The sequence below is a fragment of the Elusimicrobiota bacterium genome, assembly GCA_026388155.1.
Classification (GTDB): Bacteria; Elusimicrobiota; Elusimicrobia; order Elusimicrobiales; family UBA9959; genus UBA9634.
Window position 1 is genome coordinate 103564 of the sequence record JAPLKI010000006.1, and the last position, 15452, is coordinate 119015.

Consider the following 15452-nt stretch of genomic DNA (forward strand, 5'->3'; position numbering starts at 1 on the left):
GTTATTCTGCGGAGGCTCCTCTATGAACCTCTCAGGATTTCTTTTATTTTCACAAGGATCTCGTCCGAATTGAGCGCCTGGCCCTGGACTTTATTGAGACCGATAGGCTCCAGCGCGTAAGCCGCGCGCAGCATCATCCTGAACTGGCCGAAATTTTCCTCCGGCACCAGGATCTTTCTGAACCTGCGCATCACCGTTCCAAGGTCCGGCGGCAGCGGGTTCATGTATTTGACATGCGCGGATGAGACCTGCAGACCCGTCCGCCTGGCCTCGTTCACGGCCTGTGTGATGGCGCCGAATGTGGAACCCCAGCCTACGACCAGCAGATCCCCCTCCAGCGCGCCGTAGACTTTGGTCGGCGGTATGTCCGCCGCCACTCTGGCGATCTTCTCGGCCCGTAATTTGGACATCAGCTCATGGTTTTCCGGGTCGTGGCTGACGGCGCCGTCGCCGTCGGATTTTTCAAGACCGCCTATTCTGTGTTCATAGCCTTTAAGGCCGGCGTACGCCCAGGGGCGGGCCAGGGTTTCAGGGTTTCTCATGTATGGTTTGAACTGTCCCGGCTCCGGCAGGCGCGGAACGTCGAATTTGGGCAGTTCTTTCAGTTTGGGTATCCGGAACGGCTCGGAGCCGTTGGAGAGATACGCGTTGGAAAGCACTATGACCGGCGTCATATATTTTACGGCTATCCGGGCGGCTTCAAGCGTTGTGGTGAAGCAGTCCGCCGGACTTGAGGCGGCAAGCACCACCAGCGGCGATTCGCCGTGTCGGCCATAAACGGACTGCAGGAGGTCCGACTGCTCGGTCTTGGTCGGAAGGCCGGTGGAAGGGCCGCCTCTCTGCACGTTCACTATAACCAGCGGCAGTTCCGTGATGACCGCGAGGCCCATAGCTTCCGTTTTAAGCGAGAGGCCGGGACCGCTGGTGCCGGTGGCGGCCAGGCACCCCGCGAACGAGGCGCCTATGGAAGCGCAGATCGCGGCTATTTCGTCCTCCGTCTGAAAGACCACCACGTCGTTAGCCCTATGCTTGGCCAGCGTCTGAAGGATCTCGGTCGCCGGAGTTATGGGATAGGAACCGTAGAAAAGTTTTCTTTTAAGGAGTTTGGCGGCGGTAATAAGCGCGTAAGCCGCGGCCTCGTTGCCGGTGAGGTTCCGGTAATTGCCCGGCGCCACGGGGCTTTTCTTTATCTGGAATCTGGCGTCGAACATCTCCGTGGCCTCGGAGTAAGCGGAGCCGGCCGCAAGAACCAGTTGATTGGCTTTGGCCAGTTCCGGCGTTTTTTTGAATTTTATCTTTATCCAGTTCACTGTGGGTTCTAAGGGCAGGCCGTACATCCAGTACATGATGCCCAGCATATAGAAATTCTTGCACTTTAAGATCTGCGACCTGGTAAGCCCGGAATCCTTAAGCGTGTTTTCCGTGAGCGTATTCACGGGCACGGGCAGGACCCTGTAGTTGGCGAGCGTGCCGTCCTCCAGGGGATTGGAACTGTAGCCCGCCTTTTCAAGGGCGCCCTGGTTGAACGCGTCCGAATTGGCGATTATCACGGAACCTTTATCCACGTTCTTTATATTGACGGCGAGCGCCGCCGGATTCATGACTATGAGCACATTCGGCTTGGTGCCGGGCGTCTTGACCGATTCATCGCCGAAACTTATCTGGAACCCGCTGACCCCGCCCAGCGAGCCCGCCGGAGAGCGGACTTCGGACGGATAATCCGGCAAAGTGCTCAGGTCATTGCCGGCTATAGCGGTGGCATTGGCGAACTGATGGCCCACAAGCTGTATGCCGTCGCCGGAATCGCCGGCGAAACGTATAGTTATGGAATTCAGCTCGCTTATCTTGACTTCTTTTTTAGATGGGGACTTATTCATTTTGCACCTCTTTGGAAGCGCCGTTACTGGACTTGGCGCCTAAATTTATACTACAAATTATATAATGAGAGTATCAATAACGCACGACAACCGATTTTTGACCGCCAAAAACATCACCTGAGGAGCCCTTATGAAACTGCTTGAATACGAAGGCAAGGAAATTTTTGAAAAGTACGGCCTGCCTCTGCTAAAAAGGATAGGCGTGCTTAAAATAGGCGATAACCCGGAAAAACTGAAGTTTGACGGCCAGGGCCCCTGGGTAATAAAGGCCCAGGTGCTGGCCGGGGGCCGCGGCAAGGCGGGCGGCGTTAAAATAGCCAACACCGCCGACACGGCGCGTGAGCTGGCGCAAAAAATGCTCGGGATGCAGCTTATAACGCACCAGACACAGGGGCGCGCGCTTACGGTGGAGGAAGTGCTGGCGGAAGAAGCCTGCGACATTGAAAGGGAAATTTACATTTCAGTGGTGCTTGACCGCAAGGAGGGTGTGCCGGTGGTCATCGCGTCGGCCGAGGGCGGCATGTCCATAGAGGAGCTTGCAAAAACCCGGCCCGAACTTATAATTAAAACGCCCGTGGACCCGGATTGCGGCCTGCTTGACTTCCAGGCGCGCGAACTCGCCTTTGGCCTGAAAATGCCGGCGGGCGTGTTCCGCGAATTTACGGAACTCGCTAAAGCCCTGGTGCGGCTGTTCATTGAGCAGGACGCAAGCCTGGTTGAAATAAACCCCCTTGCCATAACGCGCGCAGGGAAGCTGACGGCCATAGACTCAAAGATAGTGACCGACGACAACGCCTTTTTCCGCCATAAAGAACTGGCCTCAAAACCGGACCATGAGACCTCGGAAATTGAGAAAGAGGCCAAGGCCATAGGCATAAACTATATCGGCCTTGACGGCAATATAGGCTGCATGGTGAACGGCGCCGGGCTCGCCATGGCTACCCTTGACACAGTGAAACTTGCCGGCGGCAACGCGGCGAACTTCCTGGACGTGGGCGGCGGGGCCACGGTGGAGCAGATAACCAAAGCTTTCCAGATAATATTGAAGGACGAGAAGGTAAAGGCGATACTCATCAATATCTTCGGCGGCATAATGAAATGCGACAATATAGCCGCCGGCGTGGTTGAGGCCTCAAAAAAAGTGAGCATAGGCGTGCCGCTCGTTGTGCGGCTTGAAGGCACCAATGTGGAGCAAGGCAGGGCGATACTAGCCGCGTCAGGCATAAAAATAGAGCAGGCCGGTTCGCTTTGGGAAGCCGCGCAGAAAGCGGTGGGCGCAATCAGAGGCTAGCGGATAGCGTAGAGGGGATTAGGGAAGGAGTTCTTTACCTTCCCCAACCCCTCGCCTCTAACCCCTAGCCGCTCGAAATTCACATTTTTGGTTATTCAAGGAGATAAAAATATGTCAATTTTACTTAACAAGAACAGTAAACTTATAGTGCACGGGCTTACGGGTTCGCAGGGCTCGTTTCACGCCCGACAGTGCCTGGATTACGGTTCAAAAATAGTGGCGGGCGTGACTCCCGGCAAGGGCGGCACTGAGCATTTGGGCGTTCCGGTGTTCAACACAACGCGCGAAGCGGTGAAACAGACGGGCGCCAATGTTTCGCTGATCTTTGTGCCGCCGCCGTACGCCGCGGACTCCATACTGGAAGCCTGCGACGCCGACATTAAGGTTATTATCTGCATTACCGAGGGCATACCGGTAATGGACATGGTAAAAGTTAAAAGCCGCCTTAGAAGGCTTAACGCCGAGGGCGCAAATATAACCCTGGTGGGCCCCAACTGTCCCGGTGTAATAACGCCCGGGGAATGCAAGGCCGGGATAATGCCGGCCTACATACACAAGAAGGGTTCCGTCGGAGTAGTGTCGCGCTCCGGCACGCTTACTTACGAAGCCGTATGGCAGCTGACCTGCAACGGCCTTGGCCAGTCCACGGTGGTGGGCATAGGCGGCGACCCCGTGCAGGGCATGAATTTCGTTGACACGCTCAAACTTTTCCAGAACGACCGTCAGACCAAAGCCGTGGTAATGATAGGCGAAATAGGCGGCGCGGCCGAAGAAGACGCGGCGCGCTATATTAAGGACTGCATGACCAAACCCGTGTTTTCCTTTGTGGCGGGAAAAACCGCCCCCCCGGGGCGCCGCATGGGCCACGCGGGCGCCATAGTGGAGGGGAATGCGGGCACGCACGCCTCTAAAGTGGAAGCGCTTAAAGCCGCGGGTGTTACGGTGGTTGAGAACCTGTCCGAAATAGGCGCGACCGCGGCCGCCGTACTTAAAGCGAAGCCAAAAACGGTGAAGCAGATCCATGATAAAAAAGTATAAGTTTGAAAACAACCAGCTGGTTTTATCGGAAATCAGCGCCTCGCCGGTTCTGGTCGTGATAAACCCGAACGACGACGAAAAACAATGGCTGGTGGAGAATTTTAAGCTGGACGAGCACAACCTCACTTCCGCCTTTGACCCCGAAGAGCCCTCCCGTCTTGAATTTGAGCCTGACCATCTTGAGCTGATCTTAAAGCGCCCCAAGAATTATTCCTCAAAAGACCACTTTCTGTTCAAGGTTTCCTCCATGGGACTGTTCCTGTTCAAGGACAAGCTCATTCTGGCTCTTTCCGAAGACATAAACATGTTCTCCGGCAAATATTTCAAACATGTCGCCGGGATACGGGAAGTTTTTCTGAAACTCATTTACAATTCTATTTTTCATTTCATGGAACACCTCAAGGCCATCAACATGATAGCCGACGAACTGGAGAACAAGATAAATTCCTCCATGGAGAACAGGCATTTGCTGAACCTGTTCACCCTGGAAAAAAGCCTGGTTTACTACCTTAACGCCACAAACGCGAACGCCTATGTGATAGACCGCCTTAAGCATAACGCGGAAAAGATCGGCTTCTCGCCGCGCAGCCGGGAATTTCTGGACGACATCTTAATTGAGAACAACCAGTGCATGCGGCAGTCTGAAATTTATTCGAGCATTCTCGCCGGTCTTATGGACGCCCGGGCCTCCATAGTCAGCAACAACCTCAATGTGATGATGAAAAATCTGAACGCCGTGGTTATAGCCGTGGCGGTGCCGAGTTTCTTCGCCGGGGTGGGCGGAATGTCCGAGCTCTGCACGGTTACCGGCATAGCGGACCCGCACCTGGCCTTCCTGGCGTTTGTGGCCGTTATGACCGTCATAGGCCTGCTAACTTATTACATCATCAAACGCATGGAAAAACATTAAAGGAACAGCGGATAGGGGCTAGGGGCGAGAGGATCAGGGGAGGAGTTTCTTAATGCGGAAATAAGGGACTCATTCCCTAAGCGCCAACCGCTATACGCTATCCCCTTTCTTTCATCTATGGAAAAAGTATTCATCGTCAGCCTTGGCTGCCCGAAAAACCTCACGGACGCGGAAGTGATGGCGGGGGAACTGCTGGCCGCCGGCTACGAACTGACCGGCAACGAGGATAAAGCCGACATCGCGCTGGTAAACACCTGCGCTTTTTTAAGCTCGGCCGCTCGCGAATCCGAGATGGAGCTTGAGCGCTTTTTGTCGCTTAAAAAGCGCGGCAAACTAAAAGCCGTGGTAGCCGCGGGCTGCCTTGGCGAACGCCTGCAGGGCGACATTCTAAAGCGTTTCCCCGGACTTGACGCCGTGGTAGGGATAAACGCACTGAACAAAGTCGTTTCGGCCTTACGGGAGAAAAAAGCCCGCCTCCCCCCGCCTGAAGCCAGGCTTTATTCGCCAATTTTCAAGGCCCGCCTTACAGCCCCGCACAGCGCCTACCTTAAAATAGCCGACGGCTGCGACAACCACTGTTCCTACTGCCTGATACCTTCCATACGCGGGCGCTTCCGCTCAAAACCGCTGGAAGCCGTTATTGAAGAGGCCAAAAAACTGGTTTCGAGCGGCGCCAAAGAAATTTCACTTATAGCCCAGGACACCACTTCCTACGGCGCGGACCTCTACGGCAGGCCTAAACTGTTCGAACTGCTGAGAAGCCTGACAAAAACAGAAGGCCTTGAGTGGCTCAGGTTAATGTATGTTTACCCGGAGCGGCTCACAAAAAACACTTTGGCTTTAATGCGCGACCGCGGCAACATCTGCCATTACCTGGATATGCCGCTCCAGCATATCTCGGACGAGATATTGAAAAAGATGAACCGCCGTTCCTCGGAGCGTTCCATAAAGCGCAAGATCAGCGAGATCCGCGCTTTAGTGCCGGGCATAGCGCTCCGCACGAATTTCATAGTCGGATTTCCCGGCGAAACCGGCAAAGACTTCGCCCGGCTTGAGAAATTCGTCAGGGAAGCCCGTTTTGACAACCTGGGCGTGTTTAAATATTCACAGGAAAGCGGCACCTCGGCCGCCTCTTTCCCAGGACAGGTCGCCGACGAGGTGAAGACGGAGCGTTTTAATTCTTTAATAAGCACACAGAGCACGGTGATAGACGATATCAACTCAGGCCTTAAAGGAAAGTCTTTCAAGGTTCTGATGGATTCCCATATTTTCGGCCGCACATACCGCGACGCGCCGGATATTGACGGAAAGGTGGAAGTGATAACGGACGCCATAAGCCATAAGGGCGCCGCGCCCGCCATAGGCCATATGCCAGAGGCCATAAACCGTAAGAAAACTCCTGAAAAGCATATAGCGTACGGCTTAAAGCCTATGGCAGCCTTTTATGGCAGCGCGGGAGGAACTCCCGTGCTGAAGGCGGGGGATTTTGTGACGGTTAAGATAACGGGCGCGTCGGGCTACACGCGCAGGGGAATAATCACGAAAAGGAATTAAAATTGAAAGCCGTAAATCCGGCCGTGACGCCCGCCGACATAAAAGATTTTGCACGCAAATCCTTACATTTAAGGAACAGCTTACGGTATTACAAACCCGGTGGATAAGCCGGATCCGCCGGAGTTTGTATTAAAGAACGGTCAAATAAAGTAGAATCGACATTCGTAGTGGTTTAAACAACTCTCTGTAAAAAAGGCTTTATAATGCTTATCGCTTTCATGCGCAAACTCCGCATAGTCACACTGGTAGCGGCTATCTCTGTCTGCGTCTATTTTATAGCCCGGGTGATACTATTCTCCTACTCGGATTACACAAGGCTGGAAAAGCTCTTCGGCCTGTTCCTGCTGCTCGGCGAAACCTATATACTGGTGCACGCCTTCGGCTATATGATGAACGTCTTCACGCTGACCTCCTGGCGAGGCGAGCCCAAACTGGTAAAACCGGAACCCGGCCAGGAACCGTCGGTGGCCATAGTGGTGGCGGCAAGGCACGAGCCAAAAGAAGTGCTTGAGGGCACTATAATCACCTTCCGCAACGTGGATTACCCGAATAAGACCATCTACTTTCTGGACGACTCCTCGGAACAGGCATACAAGGAGGAGGCCGACGCTCTGGCGCGCGATCACGGGATAAAAATATTCAGGCGCGAAGCGCGCCACGGCGCCAAGGCCGGCATAGTCAACGACTTTCTGCGCGGCATGACCGAGAAATATATAGCCATCTTCGACGCGGACCAGAACCCGATGCCTGATTTTCTCAATGAAATAGTCCCGATACTTGAAGGGGACGAGAAACTGGCCTTCGTTCAGACTCCGCAGTTCTACACGAACATCGGAGAAAGCCCCGTGGCAAAAGGAGCGGCCATGCAGCAGGCCATCTTCTACGAGACCATCTGCGAAGGAAAGAACGCCACTGGCTCCATGTTCTGCTGCGGCACCAATGTGATTTTCCGCAGGGAAGCGCTGCTGGACGTGGGAGGTTTCGAGGAGGAATTTATTACCGAGGACTTCGCCACCTCCGTGAATCTGCATATAAAAGGCTGGCGTTCCTGGTACCACAACCATGTGGTGGCTTTCGGACTGGGCCCCGAGACCCTGCCGGCCTATTTCAAGCAGCAGGCCCGCTGGGCCGGCGGCACCATTAGCGTTTTCCGCAAACTGCTCAGCACTCTTTCCAGACACCCTTTCAGCCTTTCCCCCGCCCAGTGGTGGGAATATATGCTCGCCGGCACCTATTATTTCGTCGGGTGGGCATTCTTCTTTCTGATGATCTGCCCTATAGCCTACCTGCTTTTCAATGTCCCCTCGTTTTTCCTGTATCCCCAGATATATCTTGCCGCTTACATACCGTATTTCTGCCTGACACTGCTGATATTCTTCGGGACGATGAAGGAGCGGCATTACAACATCAAGCAGATCTACTACGGTCTTATACTCGGCTCTCTCTGCTTCCCGCTGCTTATGCGGGCCGCCGTATACGGCCTGCTTGGCAAACGCATGACATTCGTGGTGACAACAAAAGGCAAGGCCGAAATAATGCCGCTATCGGCCCTTTGGCCCTACGGCGTGATGCTGGGACTCAATATTGCGGCTTTCGCTGTAGGCCTGACGAAGTTCAGCCATAATCCCTACCCGGTGGGCGCAAACATGTTCTGGGTCGCCTATCACCTTTTTATACTCTGGAATATTTTCTTTTTCAACCAGCTGCCGGTGCTTGGCAGGGAGGAAAAAGCGAAATGGCGGGCCTGACAACAACTTCGGCGTTCGCGCAAAAGACGACGGTTGAACTGGCGCTTTAAACCCCGCACTTTGGCCGTTTCGGAAAAAGTGCGGGGCAAAGGGAGGAGAGATGGGCGTTGAAAAAGCAGAATTAATAAAAATGCTGGAGGAGGCCTTCTTTTTGGAAGAGCAGGCCATGCCGATATACAGCCGCCACCTTAAGACCGCCCTGTTCTGGAGAGGTCTCAACGCCGCCACGCGGGAGCAATTGCGCATACAGCTGGGCATACTTGAAAAGGAATCCAACCGGCACGCGAAAGTGCTCGGTGAGATGAAAAAGAAAATTGAGGAGGACAAACGGAATGTTTTCTAAAGAAGACTACATCAAGTACTTCCTCCAGATAAGGAAAGTGGAGCTTACCATGCGGGATAAATTCCTTGGCTATTCCCAAATCGTGGACGACCCGAAATTAAAGAAATTTTTTTTCGGCCTGCACCGGGAAGAGAACGCCCATTACAAGATAGTGACCGGCATGCTTGAAACTTTTGGTTATAAGGAAACACAGGGCGGGCCGGAAGGAAACCTTAAATGAAAACCTTCCGCTATTTTGACTGCGGCATATTTAAAGCACTGATCCTGTTTTCATCCCTGCTTTTTGCCAACGGTCCCGGCTTCGCCTTTTCGCCCACAGGCTACCCCGGAGCAGTATGGATGCTGTCAGGCAGGGACACAAGCGGTATAGACGGGACCAACACCCAGGGCATGGTCAGGCAGGGCGTTGAACTGCTGCGCCTCAGCGGCGGGCGGAGCCTGCAGGTTTACGGGCGCTATAACTGGCGGTACAGAAATATAAATCAGGATTATTATAACGCTTACACCCCGTATGTCGGGACAATGTTTTCATTCAAGCGCCTGGACCTGGGCGCCGAGTTCGGCTGGCCGCGCTATACCGCGCTCTCCAACAGCAGCAGGGATTATAATATATTCGCCAACTGGTCCCGATACTGGGGACTGAAGGAATGGAGCAGGGACTCACTGATAAAGGCGCTTCCGTTCTCTACCTGGGGAAACGCGTCCTACGACCTGGGCAACCAGAACGGCTCTTCCACGATGGGCTGGGCAAAACTGGAGGCGGACCTGTTCTGGCTGCCGCACAACTTTATGGCGGGCCCGTACGCCTCGTATAACTGGCGCCTGCGCACCCGCAACGCGGATTATTTTAACATCAATGAGGTTTGCGCCGGCTTTGAAATAGGCAACGGCGAGATAGAACTTGGCACGCAATACGCGTGGCGGCGGTATCCGAAGATCAACCAGCGGGATCGCGGCCTTGAACTTTTTATCACCATTTATAAGGCCTGGGACCTTAAGCCTAAAAATTCCCGTTAAGTTAACCTTCCCCGGCTATCTGCGGGCGGCCTGTCTGAAATCCTGGGGGGACGGTATGGCACCGGGCGGAATTCCAGCATACGCCGGCAACGGCGACCACTTCCCGTCTTTCTGCTTGTAAATATACCCAAGCCCCAACCTCATCACGGCGGCATTTTCATTTTCCGCCATAAAATCAGTGCCGGGTATTTCCGAGGCGATAGCGGCGGGCTTGCCTGCGTCTTTGGTATAGGGGTTATGCCGCAGGAATTCAGCGACAAGCCACGACAGTGCCTGAAGACTTGCGGGTTTGGTTATTACCTGCGGCTTTACGGTGTCCGCGTAAAAACTTTTTCCGATCAATTTCACGGCGAACGGTAAGACGACTATGGACGGAAGCGGGATTTCCCTGACGTCTTTTGCCTGCATTTTGGTGCCCGACAAAGCCGCGCCGTGTTCCGGCACGAATATAACCACCGCATTGCGGCCTGATCTTTCCACCTCCAGGAAAAACTCTTCCAGCTGCGCCGTCATCTCGGTAAGCCTCTGTCTGTAGGAGGCAGCGTCGTCCGGCCCCCTGGAACCGCCGGCCTTATGCGTGCCTATATGAAGATTGGCGGTATTGTAATAAAGCGCGGCCCGCGGCGCCTTGGAATCTTCCCTGGCCTTCCAGAATTTATGCAGCGCCGCATTGTCGGCGTAGAGAGGCGTACCGTCGAACATCTGGTATTCCACCGGCAGGCCCGCTATGCCTAGTGGCGCGTCCGCGTGGCCGTATTTTTGCACACCCGCGGAAAAATCAGCGTACACACCGTCATGGCTGAACATCGTGTATGTCTTAAAGCCAAGTTCCCGCAGGTTGTCCATAAGATAACAGCTGGCGGGGGCGGCGGCATAAAGCTGCGGGTGCGGCATTTGTCCGCACGAAGATCTTAAAACACGCAGTGCCGCCGGCCCGCTATAGGAGCAGGCCGCGCTGAAATTGGTGAAAACATAATCAAATTTAGAAAGGAACGGCATCAGGTCGGAGCCTGAATCTTTAATATCCTCCCATGACAGCGAGCAGATGTGCAATATAAGCACGTCAAAAGGCGGGGAGTTTTTTGCGGGCGGAGAGAATTCCACTACCCTGCCGCTTTCCTTTTTATAGAAAGCCTCAGGCGACTCGCTGCCCAGATCCGGGATAGTCCGCTTAGGCTGCATGACCCACGCCGCAGTAAGGATACAATAGGCGGACATGGCAAGCAGCACATACTTTTTGCGGGAAGCTAACAGCGTTATCGCAAAAAGAACGATCCCGGCCGAGAGCATCCATAAACTTATGGATTGCCGGACAAATTCCATAACATACTGCATTGACGGACGGGTAACGGGATCCGCCAGAAAGGAAACAAGTTTAGAGACTGGAGGCAGATAAGATTCCCGCCATAGCAGGGCGAGCGCCGCAACCGGAACCGCAACCGCTTTAAGGCCGGTAATAAGGCGGGGTTTTGAGAAGACCGGAGGGACCGGCAGATGCACGATAACCGCGAGCGCCGCCGTCAGGAATATGTCCAGGATGATATACCCCGAAAAGGAAAGCGCAGCCGCCGCAAATAAGTACCAGTACCAGAAGATCATAATTTACCCGTGAACCACGCACTTTTTCCCAAGAGGCAGGGGAAACCGCTACGGCGGTGCCCGCCAGTCGCGGACAACGCCATAGGCCCGCGACAGGCCCGAGGCACTGTGGGTCAATCCCCGGAAGGGGTCCCGTCAAAGTGCGGGGTAAACAGCCATTCCAGGCTTTTATCCGAACACTCAAAACGCCCGGCGCCACAGGAACCATAAAATTGAGCGCGCATTTCGTCAGAAGAAAGTGCCCAGTCGCGCTCCTTGTTGATGTTAAACCAGATAACAGCCTTTACCGCCGGAAATCTTTTCCCGATGGAACCCAGCAGCCGCCCTATCCATAGAACCTTGTCGCCGCCGTTTGAGCAGGAGGCTGTTTCGGTCAAAAAAACCGGTTTTAAAGGAAACGCCTTTACCGTCCTCTCATAGGCCGCGCCGAACATTTTCCAGGGCTTTACCCATTTCTGCCAGGTCTTTTGGCCGCCGCCCCAGTTATAGGCGTCTATGCCTATTACATCGGCGCAGTCGTCGCCCGGATAGTAATTTTCAAACCGGTTCCATGCTTCGGCGGGAACATCTTCCGCGTTAACGGAAAAAACGAATTTAGCGGTTACATTGTTCTGGTTTAAAAATATCTTCCGGACCCGGCGGAACGCTTTTACATAAAGCTCGGGCGCCGCATTTACGCCCGACCAGCCGTACCAGTCGCTGTTAGGCTCATGCCCGAACCGTATAAACACCGGCCCACCGCCGGCTTGCCTGGCGAAACGGGCTATATAAGCGTCGTATTTGCCGCCGGCTATGGCCGGCAAAAGGGTGTCGCGCCTGAGGTCTTGAAGATACGGCTCCCATGTTATCATCGGGACCGCCCCGGAAGCCCGTATAGCCTTTACCGCCGATGCCGGGAAAGAGGTTTTCCAGTTTATATAAATGTTGCGGATGCCGGCTTTTTCGGCTGAAATAACTCCGGTCGGCTCGGATACCCCGATAACACAGACCGGATATTGTTTTTCCATTTCGGTTTTCCGGCGAAAAAGCTCAGGACTCTCCTTGCGAAGGATAAAAAAAGCCGCCGCAGCGGCGATAATAACTGCGGCGACTGCGGCTTTTATCCACTTCATGATCATTCCTTATAAACCGGCTGCGGCGTGGTCAGAGATTTTCCGGGTAGACAGCCTCAAAAACCGTGCCCCCGGGACCGGAAGAACAGGAAACGCTGCCTTTCAGGTATTTCTCGGTAAGAAGCCTTATGCTGTAGGTGCCAAGGCCGCGCCCCACCCCTTTGGTGGAGAAGGATTTTTGGAATATCTGCAGCCTTGTGCTCTCGCTCATGGGAGTGGGATTACTCACCGAAAAAGCTATTCCCGCAGGCGTTTGGCGGCATGAAACTTTTATCTCCGCCCCGGCCCTTTCGGCTTCCACTGCGTTCTTTACCATGTTGCCGATGACCCTTGAGAGAAGAACGCCGTCGGTTTTCAGAGACAGGTCCTGTGAATCGGGGGTTATCGTGATCTTACGCCCTTTTGCCGCCTCGTGGCCGGAAAAGACGTCCGCTATCTCTTTAATGAGTTCCAGCGCCCTGACTTCGGCCGCCTGCGGGTTTAGTTCTCCCCTCTCGGCGGCGGCCAGGTCCCTCTGGGACAGGATCTGCTCTACCAGCCGCCTGGCGGCGTCATGAGCCGTCGGCACATAGGTAATTATCTTCTCAGGACCGAGCATCAGCATAAGCTCCGTAAGCCCGCTTAAGCTTCCCGCGGTGTTAAGAACGTCATGGAAGAAAATGTGTTCAAGCGCGGTCCTGCGCTTTTCATGGCTTATGTCCACAAAGGAAAATATAATGTGGTCCTGGTTCTCCTGTTTGAACGGCTGGCTTTTGACCAGCAGGTTGAGGTCGTCGCCTCCGGCTTTAGTGATGATCCTGCACTCTTCCACCGACTCGGTCCCCGCAAGGGCGGCGGCCAATGCTTTGGCCGCGCCGCATTCACGGCAGAACTTCGTGGTTCCGCAGCCGCCCGGGGTCTCCGCGGAATGTTTACATCCCATTATCTCGCCCGGACGAAACCCGATAATCTCTTTTTTTACATCTTTTCCGCTGTTGAAATCGCGGAACGCTTTATTGACAAAAACCGCCTGCCTGTGTCTGTTAAGTATCAGAACAAAACCGATTATGGCGTCAAGAAGCTCCGCAAGCAGCGGGATATGATTGATAAATTCCCGCTGGCGCGCGACTTCATCCGCATCGGCTCTCTCCGCGGGCAAAAACTCAGTATGCATTTTCGCGTCGGACATTCAGCCTCCCTTTGCCCCGCACTTTGGCCGCTTCGGAAAAAGTGCGGGGGTTACTTCACTTTCCCGAACCGCCTCAGGGCGGCGTTAACCCTGGCCACTACGATGTTCTGCTTGAAAGGCTTGGTGATATAGTCGTCGGCCCCGAGCTGCAGGGCAAGTTCCTGGCTTTCGTCGGAGGTTTCAGTGGTCAGTATTATTATCGGCATATCGGTGATGCCGAGGCCCTGCCTTATGCCTTTTATAAGGTCCAGCCCGTTCATGTGCGGCATGTTGATATCGGAAATCAGCAGGTCGGGGGATTGCGCCGCTATAGAGGTAAGCGCCTCTTCCCCGTCCACGGCTTCTTTCACTTCATAGCCCTGCGCCTCCAGGGCTTTCCGCAGCAACAGGCGAATGATCGGTATGTCGTCCACCACCATCACGCTCATCGGCCCGCCCGCAGCCGGGCCCGGGCTCCGGGCCTGCGCGTCGGCCTCGGCCTCCGTCTGAAGGACAGGCGCAGTGGCTGGGGCAGGGGCGGCCTCAGCCGGTTTTTTGTCCAGGAGCAGGTACGGACTTATCTCGCCAAGCGAAGTAACGCCTTCTGCAAGATGCCAGAGCGCGTCACGGGTCATAGTCCGGAGGTTACCTGAGTCCAGCGCGATGCGGGTTATTTCCGCACCTTGAGCGCCGGAATTTATAACGGTCTTTATGGCGTCAGTGATAAGAAGCAGCTCAACAATGGAGGTGCGGCCGGCATGCCCCTCGTTACCGCATTCTTTGCAGCCCTTTGAAACATAATACTTTTCCGGATAGCCATGCTCGCGGAGGGCCGCCAGGATGGCCGGGTCCGACAGGTCCCGCGGAACTTCCGCTTTGCAAGCCGGACAGAGCTTTCTGACCAGCCGCTGGGCCGTGATCGCCAGCAACCCGGGGGAGATTTTAAAGCGCTCGACCCCCATATCCACCAGGCGGGAAATAGTGGAAACCGTGTCATTGGTGTGCAGAGTGGAAAACACCAAGTGCCCCGTCATGGCGGCCTGGAACGCGATATCCGCCGTTTCATGGTCGCGTATTTCGCCCACCATTATGATGTCGGGGTCCTGCCTTAGCACCGAGCGGAGCACGGCCGCGAAATTAAGCCCCTGCTTCTCGTTGACCTGCACCTGGTTTATGCCTTGAAGCTTATACTCTATGGGGTCTTCCACGGTGGTTATGTTGGTGCCTTCGCTCCTGCATTTGTTCAGCACCGAGTAAAGCGTGGTCGTCTTGCCTGAGCCGGTAGGTCCCGTGACAAGAATTATGCCCTGAGGGGCCTCTATGCATTTTTCAAAGGCCCGCGAAATCTCGGCCGCGAAGCCGAGTTTTTCAAAAGGGACCTCGGCCGCCCGCTGGTCCAGTATGCGCATTACCACTTTTTCCCCGTACGAGGTGGGCAGGGTGGAAACCCGCAGGCCCACTTCCACGCCGGATATTTTGAGCTTTGCCCTGCCGTCCTGCGGCCGCATGTGGTTTGAGATGTCCAGTTCGGCCATTATCTTTATGCGGGCGACCAGCGGCCCGGCCGCTATGTGCTTGGGGATGGACATGATATTTTTCAGCACGCCGTCTATCCTCACGCGCACGTGGCTGATCTTCTCTTCGTGCTCTATGTGTATGTCGGAGGATTTCTGCCTGTGTGCCTGCGAAATTATGGAGTTGACCAGCATTATAACCGGGGTGCCTACCTTGCTGTCTTCTTCCGCGGCGGCTTCCCCCAGCACTTCTATCTCTTCCGGGGCTTCCACTTTAGCCAGCAGTTCGGCTATCACCTTGT

The 15452-nt window shown here is 54.6% G+C and carries 13 protein-coding genes; 8 read left to right on the top strand and 5 right to left on the bottom strand.

What is annotated here, in order from left to right; genetic code table 11:
- Positions 1–20 precede the first annotated feature (20 nt).
- A complete protein-coding gene (locus NTX59_01975; GenBank protein MCX5784436.1) occupies positions 21–1877 on the bottom strand; it encodes a 2-oxoacid:acceptor oxidoreductase subunit alpha in 1857 nt (618 codons plus the stop codon).
- 130 nt (positions 1878–2007) lie between these two features.
- Between NTX59_01975 and sucC the strand changes: the two genes are divergently transcribed.
- From sucC to NTX59_02015, 8 genes are all read left to right on the top strand, one after another.
- Complete coding sequence (gene sucC / locus NTX59_01980; protein MCX5784437.1) at positions 2008–3168, top strand: ADP-forming succinate--CoA ligase subunit beta; 1161 nt, start codon at positions 2008–2010, stop codon at positions 3166–3168.
- A gap of 111 nt (positions 3169–3279) precedes the next feature.
- Entirely contained in the window at positions 3280–4206 is a 927-nt protein-coding gene (gene sucD, locus NTX59_01985; protein MCX5784438.1) for a succinate--CoA ligase subunit alpha, read from the top strand.
- Complete coding sequence (locus NTX59_01990; protein ID MCX5784439.1) at positions 4190–5116, top strand: magnesium transporter CorA family protein; 927 nt, start codon at positions 4190–4192, stop codon at positions 5114–5116. The genes sucD and NTX59_01990 overlap by 17 nt, the downstream gene beginning before the upstream one ends.
- 117 nt (positions 5117–5233) lie before the next feature.
- A complete protein-coding gene (rimO, locus tag NTX59_01995; protein ID MCX5784440.1) occupies positions 5234–6670 on the top strand; it encodes a 30S ribosomal protein S12 methylthiotransferase RimO in 1437 nt (478 codons plus the stop codon).
- A 203-nt stretch (positions 6671–6873) separates the two neighbouring features.
- On the top strand, positions 6874–8418 hold the full coding sequence (locus NTX59_02000; protein ID MCX5784441.1) for a glycosyltransferase: 1545 nt from the start codon (positions 6874–6876) through the stop codon (positions 8416–8418).
- Between the two features lie 100 nt (positions 8419–8518).
- Positions 8519–8761: a hypothetical protein gene (locus tag NTX59_02005; protein MCX5784442.1), complete on the top strand. Its 243-nt coding sequence runs from the start codon at positions 8519–8521 to the stop codon at positions 8759–8761.
- A complete protein-coding gene (locus tag NTX59_02010) occupies positions 8751–8981 on the top strand; it encodes a hypothetical protein (GenBank protein ID MCX5784443.1) in 231 nt (76 codons plus the stop codon). Before NTX59_02005 ends, NTX59_02010 begins: the two co-directional genes overlap by 11 nt.
- Positions 8978–9778 carry a hypothetical protein gene (locus NTX59_02015; protein ID MCX5784444.1) on the top strand — a complete coding sequence of 267 codons (801 nt, stop codon included), beginning with the start codon at positions 8978–8980 and terminating at the stop codon, positions 9776–9778. Before NTX59_02010 ends, NTX59_02015 begins: the two co-directional genes overlap by 4 nt.
- A gap of 15 nt (positions 9779–9793) precedes the next feature.
- Here NTX59_02015 and bcsG read toward each other — a convergent pair whose 3' ends face one another.
- From bcsG to NTX59_02035, 4 genes are all read right to left on the bottom strand, one after another.
- On the bottom strand, positions 9794–11377 hold the full coding sequence (gene bcsG, locus NTX59_02020) for a cellulose biosynthesis protein BcsG (GenBank protein MCX5784445.1): 1584 nt from the start codon (positions 11375–11377) through the stop codon (positions 9794–9796).
- A gap of 113 nt (positions 11378–11490) precedes the next feature.
- Positions 11491–12489 carry a glycosyl hydrolase gene (locus NTX59_02025; protein MCX5784446.1) on the bottom strand — a complete coding sequence of 333 codons (999 nt, stop codon included), beginning with the start codon at positions 12487–12489 and terminating at the stop codon, positions 11491–11493.
- Positions 12490–12520: 31 nt separating this feature from the next.
- The gene (locus NTX59_02030) at positions 12521–13657 is read right to left on the bottom strand and encodes a HAMP domain-containing sensor histidine kinase (protein ID MCX5784447.1); all 1137 of its coding nucleotides are present in this window, start codon (positions 13655–13657) and stop codon (positions 12521–12523) included.
- A 50-nt stretch (positions 13658–13707) separates the two neighbouring features.
- Positions 13708–15447: an ATPase, T2SS/T4P/T4SS family gene (locus NTX59_02035; GenBank protein MCX5784448.1), complete on the bottom strand. Its 1740-nt coding sequence runs from the start codon at positions 15445–15447 to the stop codon at positions 13708–13710.
- Positions 15448–15452: the final 5 nt, after the last annotated feature.

Coding starts and splice junctions, on each gene's coding strand:
- NTX59_01975 (MCX5784436.1), bottom strand. CDS start 1,877: ATGAATAAGTCCCCATCTAAAAAAGAAGTCAAGATAAGCGAGCTGAAT.
- sucC (MCX5784437.1), top strand. CDS start 2,008: ATGAAACTGCTTGAATACGAAGGCAAGGAAATTTTTGAAAAGTACGGC.
- sucD (MCX5784438.1), top strand. CDS start 3,280: ATGTCAATTTTACTTAACAAGAACAGTAAACTTATAGTGCACGGGCTT.
- NTX59_01990 (MCX5784439.1), top strand. CDS start 4,190: ATGATAAAAAAGTATAAGTTTGAAAACAACCAGCTGGTTTTATCGGAA.
- rimO (MCX5784440.1), top strand. CDS start 5,234: ATGGAAAAAGTATTCATCGTCAGCCTTGGCTGCCCGAAAAACCTCACG.
- NTX59_02000 (MCX5784441.1), top strand. CDS start 6,874: ATGCTTATCGCTTTCATGCGCAAACTCCGCATAGTCACACTGGTAGCG.
- NTX59_02005 (MCX5784442.1), top strand. CDS start 8,519: ATGGGCGTTGAAAAAGCAGAATTAATAAAAATGCTGGAGGAGGCCTTC.
- NTX59_02010 (MCX5784443.1), top strand. CDS start 8,751: ATGTTTTCTAAAGAAGACTACATCAAGTACTTCCTCCAGATAAGGAAA.
- NTX59_02015 (MCX5784444.1), top strand. CDS start 8,978: ATGAAAACCTTCCGCTATTTTGACTGCGGCATATTTAAAGCACTGATC.
- bcsG (MCX5784445.1), bottom strand. CDS start 11,377: ATGATCTTCTGGTACTGGTACTTATTTGCGGCGGCTGCGCTTTCCTTT.
- NTX59_02025 (MCX5784446.1), bottom strand. CDS start 12,489: ATGAAGTGGATAAAAGCCGCAGTCGCCGCAGTTATTATCGCCGCTGCG.
- NTX59_02030 (MCX5784447.1), bottom strand. CDS start 13,657: ATGTCCGACGCGAAAATGCATACTGAGTTTTTGCCCGCGGAGAGAGCC.